21 protein-coding genes are annotated in these 22,802 nt (G+C 59.9%); 1 reads left to right on the top strand and 20 read right to left on the bottom strand.

The features are described 5' to 3' along the window. Nucleotides 1–32: 32 nt before the first annotated feature. The 15 genes from RIN49_RS11390 to RIN49_RS11320 all read right to left on the bottom strand — a co-directional run bounded on the left by RIN49_RS11390 (nt 33) and on the right by RIN49_RS11320 (nt 13,839). A complete protein-coding gene (locus RIN49_RS11390; protein ID WP_309120290.1) occupies nt 33–425 on the bottom strand; it encodes a Rieske (2Fe-2S) protein in 393 nt (130 codons plus the stop codon). A gap of 20 nt (nt 426–445) precedes the next feature. Continuing rightward, on the bottom strand, nt 446–1,321 hold the full coding sequence (locus RIN49_RS11385; RefSeq protein ID WP_309120289.1) for a carbohydrate ABC transporter permease: 876 nt from the start codon (nt 1,319–1,321) through the stop codon (nt 446–448). Next, nucleotides 1,321–2,238, bottom strand: coding sequence for an ABC transporter permease (locus RIN49_RS11380; protein ID WP_309120288.1), 918 nt, complete (start codon nt 2,236–2,238; stop codon nt 1,321–1,323). The genes RIN49_RS11385 and RIN49_RS11380 overlap by 1 nt, the downstream gene beginning before the upstream one ends. Continuing rightward, nucleotides 2,239–3,351, bottom strand: coding sequence for an amidohydrolase family protein (locus tag RIN49_RS11375; protein WP_309120287.1), 1,113 nt, complete (start codon nt 3,349–3,351; stop codon nt 2,239–2,241). 243 nt (nt 3,352–3,594) lie between these two features. Beyond that, on the bottom strand, nt 3,595–4,287 hold the full coding sequence (locus tag RIN49_RS11370) for an N-acetylmannosamine-6-phosphate 2-epimerase (RefSeq protein ID WP_309120286.1): 693 nt from the start codon (nt 4,285–4,287) through the stop codon (nt 3,595–3,597). 14 nt (nt 4,288–4,301) lie between these two features. Continuing rightward, nucleotides 4,302–5,222: a dihydrodipicolinate synthase family protein gene (locus tag RIN49_RS11365; protein WP_309120285.1), complete on the bottom strand. Its 921-nt coding sequence runs from the start codon at nt 5,220–5,222 to the stop codon at nt 4,302–4,304. A gap of 3 nt (nt 5,223–5,225) precedes the next feature. After that, nucleotides 5,226–6,125: an ROK family protein gene (locus tag RIN49_RS11360; RefSeq protein WP_309120284.1), complete on the bottom strand. Its 900-nt coding sequence runs from the start codon at nt 6,123–6,125 to the stop codon at nt 5,226–5,228. A 9-nt stretch (nt 6,126–6,134) separates the two neighbouring features. Further along, nucleotides 6,135–6,983, bottom strand: a complete 849-nt coding sequence (locus RIN49_RS11355) for a carbohydrate ABC transporter permease (protein ID WP_309120283.1) — start codon at nt 6,981–6,983, stop codon at nt 6,135–6,137. Between the two features lie 10 nt (nt 6,984–6,993). Next, entirely contained in the window at nt 6,994–7,848 is an 855-nt protein-coding gene (locus RIN49_RS11350; protein WP_309120282.1) for a carbohydrate ABC transporter permease, read from the bottom strand. 109 nt (nt 7,849–7,957) lie between these two features. After that, nucleotides 7,958–9,376 (bottom strand): ABC transporter substrate-binding protein, encoded by a 1,419-nt coding sequence (locus tag RIN49_RS11345; RefSeq protein ID WP_309120281.1) that lies wholly within the window; start codon nt 9,374–9,376, stop codon nt 7,958–7,960. A 39-nt stretch (nt 9,377–9,415) separates the two neighbouring features. Continuing rightward, the gene (locus RIN49_RS11340) at nt 9,416–9,898 is read right to left on the bottom strand and encodes a NanQ anomerase/TabA/YiaL family protein (protein ID WP_309120280.1); all 483 of its coding nucleotides are present in this window, start codon (nt 9,896–9,898) and stop codon (nt 9,416–9,418) included. Nucleotides 9,899–10,070: 172 nt separating this feature from the next. Beyond that, nucleotides 10,071–11,297, bottom strand: coding sequence for a response regulator transcription factor (locus RIN49_RS11335; protein WP_309120279.1), 1,227 nt, complete (start codon nt 11,295–11,297; stop codon nt 10,071–10,073). Then, nucleotides 11,287–13,074: a sensor histidine kinase gene (locus RIN49_RS11330; protein WP_309120278.1), complete on the bottom strand. Its 1,788-nt coding sequence runs from the start codon at nt 13,072–13,074 to the stop codon at nt 11,287–11,289. Before RIN49_RS11330 ends, RIN49_RS11335 begins: the two co-directional genes overlap by 11 nt. A gap of 260 nt (nt 13,075–13,334) precedes the next feature. After that, nucleotides 13,335–13,463 (bottom strand): hypothetical protein, encoded by a 129-nt coding sequence (locus RIN49_RS11325; protein WP_309120277.1) that lies wholly within the window; start codon nt 13,461–13,463, stop codon nt 13,335–13,337. A gap of 40 nt (nt 13,464–13,503) precedes the next feature. Beyond that, the gene (locus RIN49_RS11320) at nt 13,504–13,839 is read right to left on the bottom strand and encodes a hypothetical protein (RefSeq protein ID WP_309120276.1); all 336 of its coding nucleotides are present in this window, start codon (nt 13,837–13,839) and stop codon (nt 13,504–13,506) included. Nucleotides 13,840–13,995: 156 nt separating this feature from the next. On the opposite strand from RIN49_RS11320, the gene RIN49_RS11315 reads away from it, so the two are divergent. Continuing rightward, nucleotides 13,996–14,721 carry a class I SAM-dependent methyltransferase gene (locus RIN49_RS11315; protein ID WP_309120275.1) on the top strand — a complete coding sequence of 242 codons (726 nt, stop codon included), beginning with the start codon at nt 13,996–13,998 and terminating at the stop codon, nt 14,719–14,721. Between the two features lie 448 nt (nt 14,722–15,169). Here RIN49_RS11315 and bglB read toward each other — a convergent pair whose 3' ends face one another. The 5 genes from bglB to RIN49_RS11290 are packed head-to-tail and all read right to left on the bottom strand — an operon-like array spanning nt 15,170 to nt 22,802. Next, nucleotides 15,170–16,252 carry a beta-galactosidase BglB gene (gene bglB, locus RIN49_RS11310; protein WP_309120274.1) on the bottom strand — a complete coding sequence of 361 codons (1,083 nt, stop codon included), beginning with the start codon at nt 16,250–16,252 and terminating at the stop codon, nt 15,170–15,172. Continuing rightward, a complete protein-coding gene (locus RIN49_RS11305; RefSeq protein ID WP_309120273.1) occupies nt 16,249–17,967 on the bottom strand; it encodes a hypothetical protein in 1,719 nt (572 codons plus the stop codon). The genes bglB and RIN49_RS11305 overlap by 4 nt, the downstream gene beginning before the upstream one ends. Continuing rightward, on the bottom strand, nt 17,964–20,228 hold the full coding sequence (locus RIN49_RS11300) for a hypothetical protein (RefSeq protein ID WP_309120272.1): 2,265 nt from the start codon (nt 20,226–20,228) through the stop codon (nt 17,964–17,966). Before RIN49_RS11300 ends, RIN49_RS11305 begins: the two co-directional genes overlap by 4 nt. Before the next feature lies 1 nt (nt 20,229). Then, nucleotides 20,230–21,891, bottom strand: coding sequence for an extracellular solute-binding protein (locus RIN49_RS11295; protein WP_309120271.1), 1,662 nt, complete (start codon nt 21,889–21,891; stop codon nt 20,230–20,232). A 35-nt stretch (nt 21,892–21,926) separates the two neighbouring features. Continuing rightward, on the bottom strand, nt 21,927–22,802 hold the full coding sequence (locus RIN49_RS11290; protein WP_309120270.1) for a carbohydrate ABC transporter permease: 876 nt from the start codon (nt 22,800–22,802) through the stop codon (nt 21,927–21,929).

The following is a 22,802-nucleotide window of genomic DNA, read 5'->3' as shown; positions in this document are numbered from 1 at the left end:
CCTCGTATTCATGGTTTATTGTAACAGAAGCATTACAACCAGAGATATAAATCCTCGGCGGTCGATTCGAGCTTGCCCTTCGTCAGACGCTCGCTCCCCTCCTCGTCCGTCAGCCGCCCGCGCCGGAGCTTCACGTCCGGGTCGACCAGATGCTCGCCTGTGACGAGGTCGAACTCCCAGCCGTGCCAAGGGCAGCGGACGATTTCATTTTCCCGGCCCATTCGGTATTCGTACACCTGGGAGGGCAGCCGCGTCCCCGTCACATGCCCTTGGCATACCGGCGCGCCATAGTGAGGGCAGGCGTTCCTCCAAGCGTAGAACTCGCCCTGCACCTTGTAGATGCCGAACTCGATCCCCTTGACGCGGACGAGCTTGCACGCTCCTTCGACGATCTCTTCCTTCTTCGCGACCCAAATTTTCTCCATGTTCATCCCCTTCTTCCCCATCAGCCTTTGATCGAACCGAGCAAGACGCCCTTCGCGAAATGCTTCTGCAAGAACGGATATACCAACAGAATCGGGAACGTCGCCACCGTAATGACGGCCATCTTGACCGTGTCCGGCGGGATCGATTGCTCCCCCTCCACGACGCCTTGTTCGACGAAGCCCGCTTGGGACACCATGACGATCTGCCGCAGCAGCACCTGGATCGGCCACTTCTCGGTATCGTTGATGTACAGAATGGCGTGCATGTACGTGTTCCACTGGAACACCGCGTAAAACAACGTGAGCGAAGCCAAGGCGGGCATCGACAGCGGAATCATGATGCGCAGCAGCAGCCGCAAGTCGCCGCAGCCGTCCATCTTGGCCGATTCCTCGATCTCGTCCGGAAGATGCTTGAAGAAGTTGATCAGGATGATGAGATAGAACGGAATGATCGCCCTCGGCAGCATCAACGACCAGTAGGAGTTCAGCATCCCGAGCTCTTTGACGACGAGATAGTCGGGAATGAGGCCGCCCTGGAAGATGATCGTGAATACGATCAGGAACATCAGGGGTTTGCGAAAATGCATCCGCCGCCGCGACAACGGATACGCGGTCAATGCGGTGAGCGCCAAGCAGATGAGCGTCCCGACAACGGTGATGAATACCGTGATGGCTAAGCTCTTCGGCAGCGCATTCGTCGTGAAAATGTATTCGTACGCCTTCAGCGAAAACTCCGTCGGAAACAGGAGGAAGTCCGTCCGGTTATATTCCGCGGCCGACGCGAAGGAGCTGGCGATGACGTGCACGAACGGCACGATCGTCACGAGCGCGAACAGGACGAGCAGGGTGCCGTTGACGGCGTCGAACGCCCGGCTGCTAAAGCTCTTGTCTACCATCAAAAAATACCCTCCTCTCCGAATCTCTTCGCGAGGCCGTTCGCGATCGTCACCAGCGCGAGCCCGACCGCTCCCTTGAACAGGCCGACCGCCGTCGCATAGCTAAGCTGCCCGTTAATGAGGCCGACCCGGTAGACGTAGGTATCGAACACTTCGCCGACGTCGCGATTGAGCGCGTTGAGCAGCACGTAGACGTGCTCGAAGCTGAGGTCCAATACGTCGCTGAGCCGCAGCAGCAGCAGGATGATGATCGTCCCGCGAATTCCTGGCAGCGTAATATGCCAGATCTGCCGCATGCGGCTCGCGCCGTCCATGCGGGCGGCTTCGTACAGCTCCGGCCCGATGCCGGCCAGCGCCGCCAGGTAGATGATCGTGCCCCATCCGGTGTCACGCCAGATGACCTGCAAGATGTACATCGGGCGGAACCAGCCGTCGTCCATCATGAACGTAAACTTATCGAAGCCCCAAGCGGCGATCAGGTTCTGGAACGCGCCGTCCTGCGATTCGAAGATGACGAAGAACATCGACACGACGACGACCCACGACATGAAGTGCGGCACGTAGATGAGCGTCTGGATCGACCGCTTGAACCATTGCCGCCGCAGCTCGTTGAGCATGAGCGCCAGCAGGATGGGAGCCGGGAAGCCGAGCGCGATATTGTACAGCGAGAGCAGCAGCGTGTTGCGCAGCAGCATCATGAAGTCGGGATCCCCGAACAAGCGAACGAAGTGCTTTAGGCCCGTCCAAGGGCTTCCGACGAATCCCGTGAACGGATGATAATCCTGGAAGGCGATGACCACGCCGCCCATCGGCAAGTACTTGAACAGGACGAAAAAGGCGAGACCCGGCAAGGCGATGACATACAACCATCGATCCCGTACGACGTCCGTTACGATCTTCCTTAGGCTCGCGTTCACTTACGCCCCTCCCCGCGCGGGCTTGACCGTCAACCCGTACAGCTTGGCTGCGTTCGCCGCCTGCAGCTTCCCGCGAATGTCCTTCGGGAACGCAGCGAGCGCGAGCTTCGGCGGATCGAAGTCCCAGTGCGGGTAGTCGCTCGAGTACATGACCATATCCTCGGCGCCGCACATGCGGTAAATCTGGACGAGATGCTCGGGATGCTCCGGCTCCTCGATCGGCTGCGTCGTGAGCAGCACGTGCTCCCGGATATATTCCGACGGCAGCTTTCGGAGCCACGGCGTCGTGTCGCGGAGCGCCTTGAAGTTCTTGTCCATCCGCCACATCAGGTGGGGCAGCCAGGCGATGCCGCCTTCGATCGCGACGAACTTCAGCGTTGGGAACTTCTCGAACACGCCTTCGCACACCAGGCTGTTGATATGCGCCATGTAGTTGGTCGGCAGCGCGTTATGCCATTCCATGTACCGCGACGGGTATCCCGACGGCGTCGGCGGTCCGGATATGCCGCGCCCCTCCGTACCGGGATGGAACGCCACCGGCAGGCCGTTGCGTTCCGCCGCTTCGTAGATCGGGTGGTAAAATCGCTGACCGAACGGCATGCGCGCGGCGCTGGACATCACCACTTGCACGATGTCGGGCCGGCCGCCGAGCCGGTCGATCTCCGCCGCCGCGGCTTGCGGGTCGGAGTGGTTGACGACGAGCGACCCTCGGAACCGCGGGCTGACCGGCAGCCATTGATCGAGCAAGTAGTCGTTGTAGGCAGAACAGACAGCGTTCCCGTAATCCATGTCCGGGTTGAGCGACATCTCCAGCGTGTTCGAGCCGGTCAAGATCCCGTAGTCGATATCGTAGCGGTCCAGGTGGTCCTTGACCACGTACGCCGGATCGCTGCCGGGAGGGCCGCCGTCGTCCGGGACGGCGTCTCTGCGCAAGACGCCGACGGTCGAATAATAGGGCGTGCCTACGCCCGTGCCGGTCGCGAGCCACTGCTTATGCCACGGCTTCGCAAGATACGGAAGCAAGTCCCTCGGATCCTTCATCACATTATGGATGTCCGCGTCGATCAGCGCCGGCGGCTCGACCGGAGGCAAAACGTCGGTTTCGGATGTCATCGTGGATAGCACCTCTCCTTAGGTCTGAGTTTGCGATGCGGTTTCGCCTGCTTCCTCATCGTAAGAGACGGCCGCGATGACGGACTATAATCAATTCGTGATTGTTCGCGCGCCGCCGCAGGGCGCGGGATTCGCCGGGGCGGCTAATCCTTATCGACACAACGCCAATCCGTACGTGACTCGTCCTCTTCCTGCAAGGGGGCAAAAAAAAGCGGAACCGGCAATTCGCCGGCTCCGCCCGTACTATTGTTTTGTTGTAGAGGATGCGGCTTGCACGAAGCGTGCCGTAATTTCCTTCGGCCGCGTAATCGCGCCGCCGACGACGACGGAAGCCGCCCCAAGCTCCAAACATCGGCGATACATCTCCGGCGTCAGCACGTTGCCTTCGGCGATCACAGGCACTTTCACCGCTTCGAGCACCGCCTTCAGAAACGCGAAGTCGTCCTCGTAAAGCTTGGTATGCGCCGTATCCGGCGTATAGCCGTGCAGCGTCGTAGAGACGCAGTCGAAGCCCAGCAGCTCCGCCGCGACCGCTTCCTCGACGGTCGAGATATCCGCCATCAGCTGCACGCCCGGGTTCTTCCCGCGGCAATAGGCGACCAACGACTCGACCGTCTCGTCGCCGGGGCGCCCGCGAAGCGTCGCGTCCATCGCGATCATCTCGCAGCCGCTCTCCAGCAGCTCGTCGATTTCCTTGCGCGTCGCGGTAATGAGTACTTCGCTGCCTTCGTAATCGCGCTTCACGATCCCGATGACGGGAAGATCCGCTTCCCGCTTGATCGCGATAATATCCGCTTTGGAGTTCGCCCGAATGCCGAGCGCTCCGCCTTCCTTCGCCGCAAGCGCCATCCTGCTCATGATAAACGAGCTATGCAGCGGCTCCTGTTCCAGCGCCTGGCACGATACGACCAAGCCGCCCTCCATCGCGTCCAACATCGTCGATCGTCTCCTTACCGGTCGCCGTCGCCGGATTGCGCGACGAGCGCAAGGATCTCGTCGTTCAACGCGGCCAGCGATTCATAATCCTCTTCGCGCACCGGCAGCAACGGCAATCGCGGTTGTCCCGTTTCCACGCCGCGGAGCGACAGGATGTGCTTGGCGGCGCCGTACAGCGACGGATACGAGAGCAACTTTATAATGACGGCGTTGATCTGATATTGAAGCTCCTGCGCATCCGCCAAGCGGCGTTCCGCATACAGCTCGTTCAGCTTGCAGAACAATTCCGGCATGACGCCGTACGTGCCGCCGATCCCGCCGTCCGCGCCCATGATTCTCCCCGCGAGGAATTGCTCGTCCGGTCCGTTAAAGACGAGGAAGTCGTCGCCGCCCGCGACTTTGTACTGCTGCAGCTCGAACGCGCTCTCGCCGGACATCTTCACGCCGATCACCTTCGGCTGCGCGGCCAGCTTCGCAAGCAGCTTCGGCGACAGCCGGAAGCCGGTCGTCTGCGGAATGTTATAAATAACAAACGGAAGCTCGCTGCTGTCGATCATGTGCTGCCAATGGCGTTCGACCGCTTCGTCGGACAGTCGATAATAGATGGCCGGCACCGCGGAAATCGCGTCCGCGCCATGAAGCTCGGCGTGCCTCGACAGCTCCGCGCTCTCGCGGGTCGAGTTCGCCCCCACATGCACGATTACCTTCAACTCGCCGCGAATTTCCTCCATGACCGCTTCCAGCACCCGCTTGCGCTCCTCGGCCGTCTGGAGGATGCCTTCGCCCGAGCTGCCGCCGACGTACAAACCTTTGATTCCCTTCCCGACATAATATCTCGCCAGCTTCTTCACGCGCTCCGCGTCCACTTCGCCCTTGTCGTCGTAAGCGGAATACATCGCTACATAAATCCCTTCGAACGTTTCGATCATGTTCATCGGTTATCGCTCCATCTCTTCTTTGAAGTAGGGGTATACCGCCCCATACAGCGCGGCTTTGTTGCCGAGCTTCGCGACCGTCAGCTCCGACCGGGAGAAGCCCGGAGGCACATAATCCGACACGCGAAGTTTGATGTTATCCAACAAGTACTCTCCCTGTTCCGATACGCCTCCGCCGATGACGATCAGCGCCGGGTCGGCCAGGACGATGATGCCGGCGATGCCTCTGGCGATCTCTTCCGTCCATCCGTCGATAACGGCCGCGTACGGCGCATTGCCGGCCTTCGCTTCTTCGAACAACGTAAACCCGCTGCCGTCGAAGCCCGGCAGTTCGCGGGCCGCCCGCTTCAGCAGCGCGGACATGGACGCCCTCTGCTCGTAAGTCGTGCCGCTGTCCTTGTCATACAAGGAATGTCCGATTTCCCCGGCGCGGGAATGGGCGCCGGTCACCAGACGGCCGCCGCAGAACAACGCGCCGCCGATGCCCGTGCCGAGCGTCAGGCAAAAAAAATCGTCGACGCCCGCGGTCGCCCCTCTCCACCGCTCGCCGACCGCCGCCGCGTTCACGTCGTTCGCGACCGTCGTTCCGAGCCCGAACCGCTCTTCCACGGTCCGCTTCAGATTGGTTCCTTTGTATTCCGGAAGGGTGCCGCCCGCAAACAGAATTTCGCCGCTCTCCGCGTCGACGACGCCCGCCGTGCTGATGCCGGCGCCCTGCATCGGACCGTACCGATCCGTCGTCTCTTGCACGATCGCGATAACGGCCTCCGGGATGCCGACGTCGGCCGAGCCCGCCGGCGTCTTCCGCTTCCCGTGAAAGACGATATTCCCGTCCTCCGCGAAGACGGCGAACTTGATCTCCGTGCCTCCGACATCCACGCCAACCCAATGCTTCCCCGACATAAGCCGCCTCTACTCTTTCACCGCGCCGATCGAGATGCCGCGCGTGAAATATTGCTGGAATAGAACGAAGATGAGCAGCATCGGGATGGCCGCGACCGTCGCTCCCGCCATCTTGTAGGCGAAGTTCGGATTCAAATCCTGCATGAGCGTCGCGATGCCGACCATCAGCGTTTTCATTTCCTTCTCCTGACCGATGACCAATTGCCACATATAGTCGTTCCAGACTTGCACGAAATTCAGAATAAACAACGCGCCGATTCCGGGCTTCACGATCGGCAGCATAATTTGCAGGAACGTTCGCACCTCGCCCGCGCCGTCGATTCTGGCCGCTTCGCGCAGCGCGTCGGGAGCGGAGTCGAAAAATCCTTTTAGCAGAAATACGCCGAAAGCGGTGGCCACGTTCGGCCAGATCATGCCGTGCAAGTCGTTCACGAGTCCCAGATCCTGCGCGATGCGGAATAAAGGCACGATCATGACTTCCTTCGGGACCATCAAGCTGGAAATGAACAGAACGAAGATGACGTTTTTCCCCTTGAAGCGCAGCTTCGAGAAGGCATAAGCCGCCATGGAGCTGGTGACGACCAGCAATACGGTGGACAACCCCGCCACATAGAGACTGTTGAACGTCCAGCGCAGCGCCGGCTGACTCTCGAACACTTCGACATAATTGGAAAACGTAAACGTCTTCGGCCACCAGTCCGGAGGCATCTTCACGACGTCGGAGCTGTTTTTCATCGAGCTGGTGAACAGCCAATACAGCGGAAACAGATTCAATACCGCGAAAAAGAGGACGATGCCATTGGAGACGACGTCGTAGGTTTCCTTTTGTCTTTTGGACTTCGATTTCGAATGCAGCATGGTTGATCCCTCACTTATCCTTGAACAACGCCCGGAGCTGAGGCACCGAGAGCAGCATCGTGATGACGAACATGATAACCCCTACCGCGGACGCGACGCCGAGCTGATTGAACTTGAACGCGTTGTTATAGAGATAGTACATCATCGTAACGGATGCGTTATTGGGTCCTCCGCCGGTCAGAAGCTGGATGACGACGAATATTTTCAGGACGGCGATGATGTTGATGATCGTAATGTAGATCGTCGTCGGCTGAACGAGCGGAATCAGAATTCGGAAGATCACCTGCAAGCGGCTTGCCCCGTCCACTTCCGCGGCTTCGAACAGATCCTTCGGCACGCCGATCATGGACGCGATATATAAAATAATGGCCTGACCCACATTCGTGGCGAACGTGACGAAGATGATGACGGGCAGCACCGTGTTTTTATTCCCGAGCAAATTGACGACGCTCCAGTCCATCTCGCGGGCCGCATACGAGATGAGTCCGTTGGCCGGGCTGAGCAGGAAGCTCCATACCATGCTCATGACGACCATCGATACCATGACCGGAATATAATAGCTTCCGCGGATGAAGGACACGTACTTGGCCTTCTTATCGAATACGGCGGACGCGACGAATATGGAGAACACGACCGTCAGCAGCACGATAAAGATGACGAAGACGACTGTATTTACGATGGATTTGAAAAATACCGGGTCGTTGAACAGCGTAACGTAGTTATCGAAGCCTACGAAGGTTTCCTGTCGGTACTGCACCTTGTACAAGCTAAGCCGGATTCCTTCGATAATGGGATAGACGATAAACAGCAGAAACAGCAGGAGTTGCGGCAAGATGAACAGATAGCCGGTTATGTTTTCTCTCAAGGAATGGTTTCTCATATTCATGGTTATCCGTTACCTTTCTTTCCGATGCCGCGGCTTCTCGCGCGCCGCGAGCATCGGAAACGAATTTTGCTTCTCTCGTAAAGGCTGGTTATTTCGCGAGCGTGGAGTTTTCCTTCGCCTTCGCGATCACGGCGTTGCCGTTCGTCTGATAGCTGCTTACCGCTTCGGCGGCCGTCTTCTCGCCGATATACAGCGCCTGAAGCTCTGGGAACAGCACTTGTCTCAACTCGCTGTACCCCGGAACGTTGCCCGTGAACGCGAACATGTACGCCGCGTTCTTGTCGTAAGCCGCGAAGAACGGATACTGATCCTTGTATTCGTTCGCGACGGAAGAACGGACCGGCACGCTGTTCTTGGAAGATTTCACAAGCTCCGGATCCGTGGAGAAAAACTTGATGAAGTCTTTCGCCGTTTCCTCGCGCTTGGCGTCCCCCGTCTTGAACGCGCTGGCGCCTACCACGTAGGTGAACGTGAGCGGGTCGCCGCCTTCGGACGGGATGTTCGCCAGCCGAATGTCGAACTTCGGCGCTTTGCCGGACTCCATATCCGCCTTCGCGTTGTTGAACAGAACGGCGTTCGTAAAGCTGATCGCCAGCTGCTGGTTTTGGAACATCGCATTGGCGTCGTTGGAGGATACGGATTCGGCGCCTGGATTCGTATAGCCGTTGTCGTACATCTTCTTCATCCATTCCGCGGCTTTCACGCCGCGCTCGTCATTCAGCACGATATTGCCGTTCTCGTCGAAGAACGGATTGCCGAACATTCTCAGGTACGCCAAATTCCAGGTGTCGCCCTGATTGTTCAGCGCGTAGAGCGCCATCGGGTACGCATTCGAGTATCGATCCTTCGGCAGGTTGTTTTTAAGGCCGTCCAAAATTTGCTCGTACTCGGCAAGCGTCCATGTTTTAATTTCCGTCTCGCCGCCGATGAAGCTCTCGAGTCCGGCGGCTTTGAACATGTCGGCATTGTAGGCGAAGGTGCCGGGGTTATGGGAGAACGGGTAGAAGTAGACATCGTCGCCGAACGTGACGTTATCCCAGTAGCCCTTCGCGATATCGCTTCGCGCCGCGTCGTCGACGAGATCCGTAAGCGGAAGCAAGGCGCCGCGATGCGCGTAATCGCCCATGGCGAACACGCTTTCGAAGAAGATATCCGGAGGCGTGCCGCCGCTTAAGTTCACGTTCAGCAGTTCGTCCCGCTGATCGCCGGCTACGACCTGCACGTTGATTTTCGCATTGTATTTGTCGTACTGTTCGGTAAACTTTTCCGCCGCAACCTTGAAGAAGCTGTCGTAATCCGCTCCTTCTTCCGTCGCTTCGAGAACGCCCTTCCATTGCGGCGTAAGCCAAACGGAAATTTCCACGTTTTCTTTGGAAACGGCATCGCCGCTTCCGCTATTGGATGCGCCCGCTGGTTCGTTGTCGCCCGCATTGCCCGAACAGCCGGTTGCTAGCGCGAGACTCAGCGCGAGTACGATACTGGCCTGCCATGTACGTTTTTTCTGCATGTCGGTAAAGCCCCCTTATTGATTGTGAGATTACAGCGCTTACATTTTCAGCAGTGCATGGCGAATTTTCACGACGACCTTGCGAATGGTCGACGGGCCCGCATCCGCTTCCGACAATCCCGGCCGGTGCAGGTCCTCGGGGAATAACACGACGAACATGCCGGGCTGCAGCAACAAGTACGATTCGTTCCTCAATTCGTCGTATAACGCGAAGTCGCGCTCCGCATCGTAAGCCTGCGACGGCATCTCGCTCCCGTCTTCCAACCGCCAGCCGATGACCTCCGAACCTTCCAGCAGGAGATGGATGTCGAGGTACGTTTCGTGCTTCTCCGCCGGCTGCTCCGAAGGCGGCTTCGACGAAATCGTCATGACCGATGCATACATCTCGTCTCCTTGAATCCGGTACTTGCCGTCTTCCAGCTGATTGAAGTCCGTCTCCGCCAAATAACCGATCGCTTGCCGCAAGACAGGATGCGCGAATCGGCGTTCGTCCGGCCATAACGCGAGCGATCCTGCGATCATGGGAATGCTCACCCCCTCCGTAAAGTGCGAAACCTTCTCGAAGAGAAGGCTTCTGTGCCCATTATAGGCTCTGCTTTAGGAGGGGAGACAGGAACTCGTTTTCGCAATTTCTTCACTATTTTTAACCTTCGATCGGAATGTTCATAAAATTTAGACGCTGCGTTGAAAACGTTCACAATTTTTCGACGGACGCTTTGCCTTGCGCGTATAAAGTCCGGTACTTCTGCGGGCCGACGCCCTTGATTTTTTTGAAAATGCGCCCGAAATAGTTACTGTTCTCATAGCCTACCCGCTCCGAGATCAAATAACTCGGCAAATCCGTCTCGACGAGAAGCGACGCGGCTTTTTCGATGCGAAGCAGATTCAGCCAATCGGAGAAATTCGTTCCGGTTTCTTTCTTGAAGACCGTGCTCAAATAAGATTCGCTCATATTGACCATCCCCGCCGCGGTCCGAAGCGATAGATTTTCGGCGTAATGCTCGTTCATATAACGCAGCAGCCTCTTAATATCGTCCCGGGAGGTTTCCTTCGCCCGAACGGCGTTTTCCTTTTCTTCGACGATCTTCTTCAGCTCGGCGAATCGCTCGCCCGCTTCCCGCCACGAGCCGACGGGGCCGCTCATATATCCGCTTAAGGAGATGCCCAGCAAACTGCCCGACGCGTTCGCAAGATCGTCGATCCGCGGTTGCAGCTTCTCTCGATCGCCGTCCGGCAATCGCAGCGTCGCCGCCAGCTCGCGCTCGTCCGTCTGCACCGGTCCGGCGTGCAGCATCCCTTCCAGCTCGGCCTCGACCAGATGTTTCAGCAGCTGAGCGGCGGAGTGATGCGGTACCCCTTCGCGGATGCCTCTGACGTATAAAAGAAGAAGATAGGTTTGGTCGGGCATCGCGACGCTTGGATGCGCGGGCTCGCCGCCTCCCTCGTTCGACAGCGCCGATTCCAGCAGCCGGGTCGGCGAATCCGGGTTCGCATCCGAAGCCCCGGCGAACCTTACTTGTTCCGCACGCTTCTCTTGATTCCGCCGGACTTTGCCGCTTGCTTCGATGAGCAATTGCAGCAGCTCCGCAGGCTTTAGGGACGTCTTTAATAAATAATCTTCCACGCCCAGCTTCATCGCCTTGCGCACGTAATCGAATTCGTTATGGCTGCTAAGCACGATGATCAGCGTGTTCGGATAACGCGCCTTCACCTGTTCGATCAGTTCGAGACCGTTCATATTCGGCATGACGATATCGGTAAGCAGAATGTCGGGCGGCCCGTCCGCCATCAGTTCCAGCGCTTTCGCCCCATCCGGGGCGTCCCCCATGAACTGAAACCCGTGTTCCTCCCATGGAATGAGCGACTTCACGCCGAGACGAACCAGCATCTCGTCGTCCACAAGCATCACTTTATACGTCATCGTTCATTCTCCTCTCCGCTTTACGCGCCGGCAGCGCGAACGCAACCGTCGTTCCGGTCCCCGGACCGCCGGATATCGAAATGCCGTAAGCGTCGCCGTACTGCATCCGAATCCGGTCATGCACGTTTTTTAATCCGATTCGCTCGGGCGGCGGCCCCTCCAAGCCGGACGTCAGCCATCTGTCGAGCTCGCGCAGCCGTTCGGGGGCGATGCCCGGTCCGTTGTCGGACACGGTCAGCACGAACCGCTCCTCGTCTCTTACGGCACTAATGACGATCCGCCCGGGGCCGTCGAGCTTTTCAATCCCGTGAATCAAGCTGTTTTCGATGACGGGCTGCAGCATAATGCGCACGACCTCTTGATCCATCAACGCTTCGGGGATCTCGATCTTCAGCGACAGCTTATCGTGATATTTCAGCTTCATCAGCCCGATATAATTTTCGATATAGTCGACTTCTTCCCGTAACGGAACCAGGCTGCCGCCTCTGCCGATGCTGCCTTCCAGGATGCCGCCCAGGTTGGAGAGCATGTCCCCGACGTCGCCGTTGCCCCGAATATAAGCCATCCACTTGATATTGTTGAGCGTATTTAATATGAAATGAGGGTTGATTTGGGCTTGCAGCGCCCGAAATCTCATTTCTTCTTTTTGCTCGTATTCATCCTTTACCTGCGCCAGCAATCCGCGAATCTCTCTAACCATCTTATTGTAGGTCTTGATCAGCGACGATATTTCCTCGGGTCCGGTAATGGCGATAGCCGAGTAAAACTGCTTGTCCTCCAGCTCTTGCATCCGCTTACGGATCAGCTTGAGCGGCTTTGAAATATTGTAGGATATCGATAAGGTCACCACGGTGAACACGAGAAAAATGATTGCGATGATTTCGACGTTCGTTCGACGGATGTCGAAAATTTCTTTAAACACGGTATCGTAAGAAACGACCTGCACGATCTTCCAGCCGTTCAGCCGCACGGTGTCGTGATTGACGATCCATTTGCCGCCTTTCGTCTCTAATATATTTTGACCGTTCGGCTCCGACATCAACGGCTTAAGGTCGATCTCTTCGGGAAGCCGCTCCCCGACCATGTCCTTGGACGGACTGGAGACGACTACGCCTTCCCGGTTTACGAGATAGACGCTGCCCTCGAGTCCGGTCAAGTACGGCCGGATATCTTCCTCCGCGACGCTGAACGCGATCACCCCGATATTCCGAGACGTCTGCAGGTCGGTGACCGTTCTCGCGAGCGTAAGGATCGGTTCGCGATCGGAGTACAGCATCGTTTCGTCGTTGAACATCCATCGAGACTGATACGGCTTATCGATCATGTCGCGATACCATTCCGACTCCGTGTATTGCTTATATAAGGTCTGAAAGATATAACTCGTGCTTAGCCAGTTGCCCTTCCGATCGAATACGGTGACGTATGAATTGGTAAAATAAGAACTGAACGGCCGATACAGCACTTCATCGTTAAGCCTTAGCTTCTCGTAGGGGGTCAGCGCATCCGGATCCTTCAACAGCTCGATCATCTCCGGGTTGATCGTAATATCGACGGAGGATCGCAGCATGTCTTTCAGAAACAGCTCGACGTTCAAATTGACCAGGAAGAGCGCTTCCTGCGCGGAACTGCCGATTTTGCGTTCGATGACGCGCTCCAGCGGCTTGTCCAACAGATAGAAGGTCAGCAGCACCGGGATGATCAGAAAGAGAAGAATGGAGAAAAAGATGCGGTTCTGTATGGAATTCCATCGGCCCAACCTATTGCTGATCGGTTTCATGACGTCCCCCTTTCGTTCCTTGAAGACAGCGATTGCCGGCTTGCCCAATAAAAATAAAGATCGCGAACGTCGCGATCAAGGGAATGCTTCTTAGCGTGAACTTTATAAATTATACAGTAGTCGTTCCGCGATGTTAAACGGGGAAATAAGCCAGTGTTACGCGGGACCGGCCGTAGAAATCTAGTCAAAAACAGGAAAAGCCTGCAGCTCCGTTCCTCGCGGAACGCGAACCGCAGGCTCCTGCCCGCCTCATTCGAACATTACGCCGCCCAAGCCCGGGCGATGATCACGAGCAAAATGAAGAGAACCAAGATCGCTCCCGTGCTCGTGAATCCGCCGTAACCTCCGCCATAACCGCCGCAGCCGACGCCTGCGTTTACGTATGCCATGTCCCTCACCTCCCCGCTTCCATTGTCCGTTCCCGTTGCCCTAGTAGAACAAGAACGGCAGCAAGAATAGCAGGGCGATCGCCGCCCATTCGAATCCGAAGCCATACCCGTAGCCGGGGTAGCCGTAGCCCGGATAGCCGTAGCCGAACGCTTTCGTATTCGCCTTGGACGCCATGCGCTGCAGCTGCTTCTTCGCCACGGGAGCGCGCGTGGACAGCACGGAAGCGCCCGACCGGCTGCCGTTGATTTCGATGCCGTTCGCGGTGACGCGGCTGATCGTGCCGACGACTTGCGTTCCGTCATGCAGTACTGCGCATACCGTCTTGCCGACATAAGGACTGCACGTTTCAGGAGTGATGGGGTGAAGTCGTTTCAAAGGAGACCTCCTCCTTTCCGCAGTACTTCCCTTATGTATATCGATGCGTAGCGCGGATTGACAAGGTATCCGCCCGGCCGCGCGAGAAATCAGCGGACGCCCGGGCGTTCGGGGCGCCCGCCGCGCATATGCTGTGGCAGGAAGGAGTCGGTTGCCATGGAGTATCATGAAATCATCGCCGCGACAGGCGCGGGGGCGGCTCACCCCGGAGGGTTCGGCGGCACGCTGGACTTCCTTGCCGACGCCGAGGTCGCGCCGGGGCTGCGCGTGTTAGAAGTCGGCTGCGGAACGGGGCGTACGTCCTGCGTGCTGGCCGCGATGGGCTGCGCCGTGACGGCGGTCGACCGGAGCGAGGCGATGTTGGAAAAGGCGAAGCGGCGGGCGGCGATGCTCGGCGCGACCGTCGACTTCGTGCAAGGCGATCTTCTCGCGCTGCCGTTCGAGACGGCCTCGTTCGATGTCGTCTTCGCGGAATCGGTGACGGCGTTCGCTCCGCCGGCGGAGGCGTACCGCGAGTACGCGCGGGTGCTTCGATCGGGCGGGCGCGTCTGGGACAGGGAGCTGTACAAGATCGAAGCCGACGCTCCGGAGCTCGACGCGGAGATGCGCGCGTTGTACGGCTCGGCCCCGCTGCCGACGAAGGAAGGTTGGTTCGAGTCGCTCGAATCCGCGGGGTTCGTGCGCGTGCGCGTCTGGGCGCCGCGGGACACACGGCCGTTCGTCGTCGGAAGCGCGGAGCTGGAGGCGGACCCGCTCCAGTTCATCGACCTCGACCGAGTGCTTCGCCCCGACGTCGCGGCGTTCTCGGCGCGCAACGCCGCCTTCCTCCGGCGATTCGGGGAGGGGCTGTCGTACGGCGTATTCATCGGGGAGAAGCCGTGAGGGAAGGTGGCTGGGGGCAGGCGTTCCCCGACAAGAACGAAATAAGGGGAGGATTCGCCGTTCGGCGAACCCTCCCCCGTATTACCTTAGTCGTCACTTCTCGCGTATCTTATGAAGTTCCATGTCATGCTTAGAAACCTGGTTACGTAAATAATCGACGTCCGCGTTCGCGTTCCGGAGCTGCCCCATGACCTCGAGATGTCTCAGCCGGTTAGCCTCGCTCTCCGATGCAACCCGCTGCACCAATCCGTCGAAGCGCTGCTCCAATCCTTGTACAGCCGTATTATTCTGAGCAACCATCTGGATCAATTGAACGAGCGGTTCTCGATACGTTCCAACCGCTCTTCGCTCATCCGAATGCCTCCCGGCTCGTAATAAGGTTAGTATACCATCGGATCTATACGGGAACAACCGTTTGTATTTTGCAAAGAAAATCTCCCTGGCTTTCTTACGACCGATGCTTCAAGCATTCGACGAGCATCAGCAGCGTCATCGACTGGCCGTACGGCATCGGGCAAACCGGAATGCCGCGGTAATAGTCTAGGTCGCGCCCGAGGCCGGTGCCGTAGGAGACGCCGTGAACGGTGCCGTTCTCGTCGATGTTGCCCATGACGCCTTGCGCCGCCTTCCAGCCGACGGCGGCATACGTCTCCGGCAAGTAGCCGAGCCGCACCGCCTTCAGGATCCCGTACGCGAAGGCGGCCGTCGCGGACGTCTCCTCGTACGTGGTCGGGTCCGTCAGCAGCGTATGCCACAGCCCGCTGTCCGCTTGAAGCGCCGACAGCGTCTTCGCCTGCCGCTCGAGCGAGCCGAGCAGGAACTGCTTGACGCCGAACGGCAGATCGACGATATCGAGGTAATCGACCAAGCCCGCCGTGTACCAGGCGTTGCCGCGGCCCCAGAGCGCTCCGGCGTAGTAGCTCTTGTCCACGAACGACCAGCCGTGGAAGAACAGCCCCGTCACGGGATCGGTCAAGTATTTCAGATGGACGAGAAATTGACGGACGCTCTCCTGCACGCAATCGCCGCGGCCGAGCAGCACCCCCATCCGCGCCGTGAACAGCACGGTCATATACAGCGTGTCGTCCCACAGCTCGCCTTCGTTCGTCCGCCCCGAGACGATATGCTGGAAGCCGCCTTCCTCCGTGCGCGGCAGCTCGTTCATGGCGTAGTCGAGCCATTCCAGGCAGAGCTCCCGGTAATTCTCCCGCCCCGTCTCCTCGACGAGAAAGCTTAGGGTCAGCATCGGACACATCGTATTGATGTTCTTCTCCGGCACCGTCCCGGCCGCCAGATGACGATCGAACCAGGAGGTCAAGAAGTCGAGCAGCTCGGGCTTGCCGCTTTCTTTGTAGTACAAGTATAGGGAGAACAGGGCGACCCCCTGCGGCCACTCCCAGTTCTCCATGGAGATGATGCCGATCGGGATCCCGTCTTCGTTCCGGTCCGACTTTAGATGTTGCAGCTGATGGACGATCTTGTCGATCCGCTCTTGTATGTCCGCGGCTTGGAGCTGCAAGGGCGCGCTCATGGCGTCACCTCCGTCTGCTTCGTCGATGCGACGCTTCGTTCCGTCAGCTCGCGAATCGGCGCGGGACGGACCGGCGCGGCGATGCGCATGCCGTCCGCCTCGAGCGTGCACGTCTCGCCGTCCGTCGCGGCGACGTACGGCGCCGTCGATGCGCCGAGCGCGAACTGACCGGCGACGATCGCCCGCTCGAGCGCCGCAAGACGAATGTCCGACGCCTCCCCTTCGTAAAGAATCACGTCGACGCCGATCGTGCCGTTGTCCCGCGCGACTTCGTACCGAATCGCATGCTCTCCGAAGACGGCCGCTCCCAGGTCGATCGTAAGCGGCAGCTCGCCGATCCGGCCGACGCATCGCGGAAGCGCCCCGTCCCGAGGGAGCCAATCCGCCTCGACCGCCTCGATCGCGCCGCCGATCTCGAAGCGCAGCCGCAGATCCTTCGCGCGAATCGTCCCGTCCTGAATGAGATGCAGGTTCGGATGCCGGTCGCCGCCGTCGGTGGCGAAGTGCACCCCGAACAGCGCGCGACCGTCCCGCTGGGCGGCGAGCAACCAGGCCCCTGTGTAGTCGTAGCCGTCATGCAGCGCGCGCAGATGCACGTAGACGGGGCCGGACGGCGTCGCGGCGTACGCCAAGAGGCTCCGGCGCTGGTTCCACAGATCGCCGTGACTGACCGTCGCGAGGCTGTAGTCCTCGGTCGCGTACGTAACGGCGTACCGCTGCTTGCCCCCCGCGTCCGCGAGCAGCGGCTGCACCAAGCTCGAGATACGCGGTTCGACGAAGCTAGAGACGAACTTCGCCGGACAGCGAATCCGGTTCCCGTACCACATCGTGTGGTAGTGGAACGCTTCTTCGGGCAGCCACGTCACCCGTCCGCCTAGCGCATGCTGCAGGAACGACAGCACGTGCGGCTGCAGCAGCTCCGAATACGCGCGCGCGTGCGGGCCGGACCACTGTCCGGTCCTTGGGTGGAACCGCTCGGCGCACATGCTCCACGCGACGTCGAGCAGCTCCTCCGCCAGCCGCCGCGCGACGGGACTCCGGGTTTCCGTGAGGATGCTCGACAGCTCCTCGATCGCAACCGTCGTGTAGGTCGGGCTGTTGAACTCTTGGAACGTCCCGCTCTCCATCGTGTAGTCGTAGAAGCGCTGAAGCCGCGCGAGCCCGTACGCTTCCACGTCGGCGTCGCCGAGCCACTCGCCGGCGCACAGCGTCACGAAGGCGCCCATGATGGCGATGTTCGTATAGTGCGGGCCGACGTTGCGCCGGATGATCGCTTGGCAAGCGTTGCGTACCGCTTGCTCGACCGAAGCGCGAAGCGGCTCCGGCAGCGTGCCGCTATGGCGCTTCAGCGTTAACAACAACGGCTTGCCGATGAAGTCCGCCCAGTTCCAATCCGGCGGCGCCATCTGCGTCAGCGGCTCTTCGTAAAACCAAGACCAGATGCCGAACGTCTTGCTCTCGGGGTTCGTATCCTGCGTTTCCACGAGCCGCGCCAATACCTCGTACGCGCGCTCCCGATGCCGCGTGAGGCCGCCGTCCAGCAACGCGAGGGCATAATACGCCGCCGTCCGCGTTCGATGGACGTCGCCGATGTCCTCTGTAAGCGTCGTATGGTAGCCCGGGCTGGAAAACGGCTCCGTCACCGCCCGCATCGCGGCGTTATAAGCCGCCTCTTGTCGCTCCAGCTCCCGTAGCAGCAGATCGCGTTCGTTCATTCGTCGTCCCCTCCGTCGGTTTCTAAGATTCGGAACAAGCGCGCATCCCCCGCCTCGACCTGTATCCGTCTTCCGTCCGCTTCCCGATGCGCCTCCGTCCCGAGCTCCGACAACAACCCGCTCCCGTACGGGAGCGACAGCTCCGTCTCGACCGCCACGTCCGTAACGTTCCAGACGAACAAGTACCCCGCGCCGTCCGCGCCGCGGACCGCGACCGCCCGCAGCGCGGCGGCGCCGCACCGAACCGCGACCGCCCCGCCGCCCGCGGCGAACGCCCGCGTGACGTCATGCGTCTCGCTAGATCGAACGACCGCGCCGACGTCGAAGTACGGCTCGCCGGCTTCCCGCCGCGCCAAGCCCAACTCCGCGTCGATGCAGAGCGCGTCCGCGTACAGCGTGCCGAGCCCGTCGTCATGCCCCCGATCGGCGTACCGCTTCGGGGCGATGGTGCGCCGGCCCGGACGGTACAGCCGCAGCTCGCCGCCGTAGACGGCGACGACGCCGATCGCGTCCTCGACGTTCGCCCACGCCGAATCGAGCGACAGCGTCTCCTCCCGGGGATGCCCGGCCCCCTCTATGACCCATGATCCGCTCTCCGCGTGCAGCGACCGACGCCCGCCGTTGAACAGGTCGTTCGGAATTTGGAGATGCAGGCTCATCACCGCTTCGGCGTAGCTGCGCACCGGCGAGACGGCATGCTGCAGTACGATCATCGTCGTATCGTCCGGCAGCGCGGCGACCGCGGTTCGCTGCGCCGCGAGCCGCTCGCGCGGCATCCCTTCGCCGAGCAGCTTCTCCGTGAACACATGGTGTACGCCGCAGGAGAGAAACCCGCCGGGAAACTCGCGTTCCCGATGAGCGGCCACCTCGTGCACGGGATGATTGCCCAGCCCTTGAATCCGCCCCGCCAAATTCCAGCGCCACTCCGCGAGGCTGCTGTCGTCCGGCGGCAGACACAGCCCCTGCGGCTTCTCCGCCGCCTGCCACACCCAAGACGCGATCCGCTTCGGACTGCGATGGAACACCGCGCCGTGGAACGCGTCCGACCAAGCGAAGCGCTCCTCGGCAGCGACGGCTTGAGCCGCAGCGGCCGAAGCAGAAACAGAAGCCGTCGCCTCCCGGCCCCAATACGCGCCCATCGACAGCGTCACCGCCCGGTCCGACTCCAGCCGCGTATAGTAGTAAGGCGACCGCCGGGCCAGCGTGCGGCAGCGCTGCGACAAGTACGAGCCGTCGCCGTTCGCCGCCTGCTCCCGCTCCACGAGCGAGAGCCAGCCGGACATCCAGCCGTCGCACCGCTCGCCCCATAGATTCTCCGCGAGCAGCCACGTCGGGATCAAGTAATCTTGGCAATACGTATACGGCACGCGCGTATCGCCGCCGATCCGGAGCAGCCGCCCGTCGGGGAACAACAACCGCTTCACCAGCTCCCACAGCTCTCGGGCCCGGTGGTACAGCGCCTCCGGCGGCTGCAAGCCCCGGCGCTTGAAGTCGAAATGCAGCATCGCCACGTTCGACAAGCAGACGACCATATATCCGACGTTCAAATAGCCGTGATGATGGAGCGCGTACGACGGGAAGAAGTTGTCTCCGACGAACCGGTCCATCACGCGCTTCCCGTCGACGACCGCTTCGTTCGACGCGTCCGCCGCGACGGAAACCGAGTTGATCAACAGCCGCGAGCCCTGCTCCCGATACGCCTCCGCCTGCGGCAGGTCCGGATATAAACTCGCGACGCGATGCAGCAGCGCGCCGTTCCACAGATTGCTCTCCGGCTTGTTCTTCCCGCTCGCGTTATCCGGATGGCCGACGACCGGATACGACGAGAGCACCCAGTCCGCCTCCGAGACGAGCACGCGCCGAAGCAGCGCGCGGTCGTCGTCCGTCATCCGGTCAGCGATCGCCTCGACGCCGTGCATCATGCGTTCGATGCCGAGCGCGCTGATCCACGTATGCCCCCACTTCGCGCCGTCCGTACAATGGAAATCCCCTTCGAGATGGGAGGCTAACGAAAACCGGAGCGTCCCGAGCGCCAACGCGTACAGCCGCTCCCGATCAAGCCCGCCCTCGACCTCCGGCAGCTCGGGCGCCGCGGCTAACGCCGCGAACGCCCCGAACGCCTTCTGGTTCGTCTGCACGCCCCAGCTGCCGAACCCGGTGCCGTAGCACGCTAGATCCTCCCGTCCCGGCAGACGAGACATGTCGTGCCGGACCGCCGAAGCGGCCCAGCGCGCGAGCGACGCGACATACCGTTCCGTCATGCTACTCGATCTTGAACTCATAGATGTCCTTCGTCAAAATCCAATCCTCGGCATGGTTCGCATACCAGTCGACGTACCAGTCGTCGACCTGCTTGCCGCCGGCCTTCTCCCAGAACGCTTGGGAATCCGCCGCCGCTTGCTCGACCGTCACCTTGTTGCCGCCGATCAAGGCCTGCTGCATGAAGCTCTTCATCTGCTCCGCCGTGTTCGTCACGATCAGCTGCAGGTCCTTCGGCAGCGTCGGCATCTGCTCGACGTGCGTCAGATCCGCCATCGGCGTCTCCGGATTCAGGTAAGCCGCATCCGCTTGTTTAATGATTTCAAGGTATTCCGCGTCGACCGGATTATCCGGGTTCAGCTGATTTTTGAAATGCGCGCACTCGCCGAACAACGCGGCGGACACCAGCATCCGATAGTCGGCCGTCCAGCTATGCTCCTTCTTGTTCTTCTCCGTGTCGATCGGCTTCGGACAGCCGTTGTCGCCCGCCTCGTAATGCTCGCCTTCGATGCCGTATTGCAGGGTCGTCATCGTCGATTCGCGGACGAGGAAGTCGACGTACTTCATAACCGCGACCGGATCCTTCGCGTTCGCGTTGATCGCCGCCGTCGCTTGCACCGGGTTGCCGATGACCGGACTGAATCGGCCGAATTCGCTCGCCGGCAGCGGGATCGCCATCACCTTCGCGTCCGGGAAATTCGCCTTGAGCGCCGTGAACGTCGCGTACGCCTCGCCGCCGTTCGCCCCGTAGAAGCCAAGCTTTCCGTTGATGAAGTCCTGCTTCGCCTTCTCGCTGTTCTTATCCGTGAGGAAATCCTTATCGATGAGGCCGTCGTCGTACAGCTTCTTTACGAAGTTATGTTTCGCGATGTTGTTTTCCGTCGTCTTGACCAAGCCTCCGTCTACCACCTTATGGCCGACGTTCTGGAATATTTCGTTGAGGATCGCGTCGCCGACCGCCGTGACGCCCATCGCGAGCGTATCCGCCTGGCCGTTGCCGTCCGGATCCTGCTTCACGAACGCTTCCGCCGCCGCGTACAGCTCCTCCGTCGTTTGCGGAATGCCGAGCCCGAGCTTGTCGAGCCAATCTTTGCGCACGAAGAAGATATGGTTCGTCACCAGCCCGTTCAGCCGCCCGAATTCGTACATGTTGCCGTCTTCGCGCGTCGCGACTTTCCTAAGGAGCGGATACTTCTCGAGCAGCGCCTTGTACTCGACGCTGTGCTCTTCGATCAGGTCGTTGAGCGGCATGAGCTGCTTCTGGCTGATCAATTCGTTCCGGTACGCCGTATCGTATTCGAAGATAAGGTCCGGCGCGGAGCCGGAAGCGAACATGACGTTGAATTTCTCCTTGGATTCCCAGCGCGGGACGGGGACGAATTTCACGTCCGCCGGACCGTTCTCGACCAGCCACTTCGTCCAACGGTTGTTGTCCGCCGTGCCTTCCTCCGGCGGAATCGATCCTCTGTCGTAGATCGACACCGTAATGCTGCCGCGCGCCTCCGGCGCCGCGTCGCCCGTCTTGCCTTCGCCGGCCGTCGACGTTCCGCCGCTCTCCTTCGGGGGAGCCGCCTCCCCGCCGCCCCCGTTGGAGCAGCCCGCGGCGAGCAAAGACGCCGTCAGTACGAGCGTTGATGCCGTGACCCAATTCGAACGTGTTTTCATGGAAATCCCCCTCGTTCTTAATTAATACGTACTCTTTATCCTTTGATCGCGCCGATCATGACGCCCTTGACGAAGTATTTCTGCAGGAACGGATAGATGACCAGCATCGGCGCGAGCATGACGATGACGCCCGCGGATTTGAGCGTCTCCGGCGTCATGTTCATGATGTCCTCCGGCTGTAGGTTCGCCAGCTCTTGCATCATGGACTGGCTTCGGATCATCTGCTGCACCATGACGGTCAAGTTGTACTTCGCCGGATCGTTCATGAACAACAGCACGTTCATGAACTGGTTCCAGAAGCCGACCGCGTAAAACAACGTCAGCGCGGCGAGCACCGGCAACGACAGCGGCAGCACGATCCGCAGCAGCAGGCGCCATTCGTTACAGCCGTCGATGCGGGCCGCCTCCTCCATCTCGAGCGGCATGCTCTCGAAGTACGTTTTCAAGACTAGCATATTGAATACGCTTACCAATCCCGGAAGCCAAATCGCGCCGTACGAGTTCAGCAGGCCGAGCGACTTGATGACGAGATAATGCGGAATGATGCCGCCCGAGAACAGCATCGTGAAGACGATCGCCAAGGTGAAGAAGCGTCTGCCGTACATATCCCTGCGCGACAGCGGATACGCGGCGATCACCGTACACGCCATACTCAGCGCCGTACCGACGACGGTAAGGATGACGTTGTTCTTGAAGGCGTTCACGACATCGGTGCCGACGATGAGATTGCGGTACGACTCGATCGTGACGTTGACCGGCCAAAACACGACCCGCCCGGACACTACGGCCTGCGCGTCGCTGAGCGACAACGCCAAAATATGGATCATCGGCAGGATGCAGCTGAGCCCGACCAAGGTTAGGATCGCGTAGTTAACGCCGTAGAACACCTTTTCTCCGAATGTAGCTTTCAT

It is taken from the genome of Paenibacillus sp. (assembly GCF_031177825.1).
In the GTDB taxonomy this organism is placed as follows: domain Bacteria; phylum Bacillota; class Bacilli; order Paenibacillales; family YIM-B00363; genus Paenibacillus_AE.
The sequence above is the reverse complement of the archived record's forward strand: the minus strand, read 5'-3'. Positions and strand labels throughout refer to the sequence as shown.

Bases quoted from the DNA above. Each gene is read 5' to 3' on its own strand.
- RIN49_RS11390 (WP_309120290.1), bottom strand. From the start codon at position 425: ATGGAGAAAATTTGGGTCGCGAAGAAGGAAGAGATCGTCGAAGGAGCG.
- RIN49_RS11385 (WP_309120289.1), bottom strand. From the start codon at position 1,321: ATGGTAGACAAGAGCTTTAGCAGCCGGGCGTTCGACGCCGTCAACGGC.
- RIN49_RS11375 (WP_309120287.1), bottom strand. From the start codon at position 3,351: ATGACATCCGAAACCGACGTTTTGCCTCCGGTCGAGCCGCCGGCGCTG.
- RIN49_RS11370 (WP_309120286.1), bottom strand. From the start codon at position 4,287: ATGTTGGACGCGATGGAGGGCGGCTTGGTCGTATCGTGCCAGGCGCTG.
- RIN49_RS11365 (WP_309120285.1), bottom strand. From the start codon at position 5,222: ATGAACATGATCGAAACGTTCGAAGGGATTTATGTAGCGATGTATTCC.
- RIN49_RS11360 (WP_309120284.1), bottom strand. From the start codon at position 6,125: ATGTCGGGGAAGCATTGGGTTGGCGTGGATGTCGGAGGCACGGAGATC.
- RIN49_RS11355 (WP_309120283.1), bottom strand. From the start codon at position 6,983: ATGCTGCATTCGAAATCGAAGTCCAAAAGACAAAAGGAAACCTACGAC.
- RIN49_RS11345 (WP_309120281.1), bottom strand. From the start codon at position 9,376: ATGCAGAAAAAACGTACATGGCAGGCCAGTATCGTACTCGCGCTGAGT.
- RIN49_RS11340 (WP_309120280.1), bottom strand. From the start codon at position 9,898: ATGATCGCAGGATCGCTCGCGTTATGGCCGGACGAACGCCGATTCGCG.
- RIN49_RS11335 (WP_309120279.1), bottom strand. From the start codon at position 11,297: ATGACGTATAAAGTGATGCTTGTGGACGACGAGATGCTGGTTCGTCTC.
- RIN49_RS11330 (WP_309120278.1), bottom strand. From the start codon at position 13,074: ATGAAACCGATCAGCAATAGGTTGGGCCGATGGAATTCCATACAGAAC.
- RIN49_RS11325 (WP_309120277.1), bottom strand. From the start codon at position 13,463: ATGGCATACGTAAACGCAGGCGTCGGCTGCGGCGGTTATGGCGGAGGT.
- RIN49_RS11315 (WP_309120275.1), top strand. From the start codon at position 13,996: ATGGAGTATCATGAAATCATCGCCGCGACAGGCGCGGGGGCGGCTCAC.
- bglB (WP_309120274.1), bottom strand. From the start codon at position 16,252: ATGAGCGCGCCCTTGCAGCTCCAAGCCGCGGACATACAAGAGCGGATC.
- RIN49_RS11305 (WP_309120273.1), bottom strand. From the start codon at position 17,967: ATGAACGAACGCGATCTGCTGCTACGGGAGCTGGAGCGACAAGAGGCG.
- RIN49_RS11300 (WP_309120272.1), bottom strand. From the start codon at position 20,228: ATGACGGAACGGTATGTCGCGTCGCTCGCGCGCTGGGCCGCTTCGGCG.
- RIN49_RS11295 (WP_309120271.1), bottom strand. From the start codon at position 21,891: ATGAAAACACGTTCGAATTGGGTCACGGCATCAACGCTCGTACTGACG.
- RIN49_RS11290 (WP_309120270.1), bottom strand. From the start codon at position 22,802: ATGAAAGCTACATTCGGAGAAAAGGTGTTCTACGGCGTTAACTACGCG.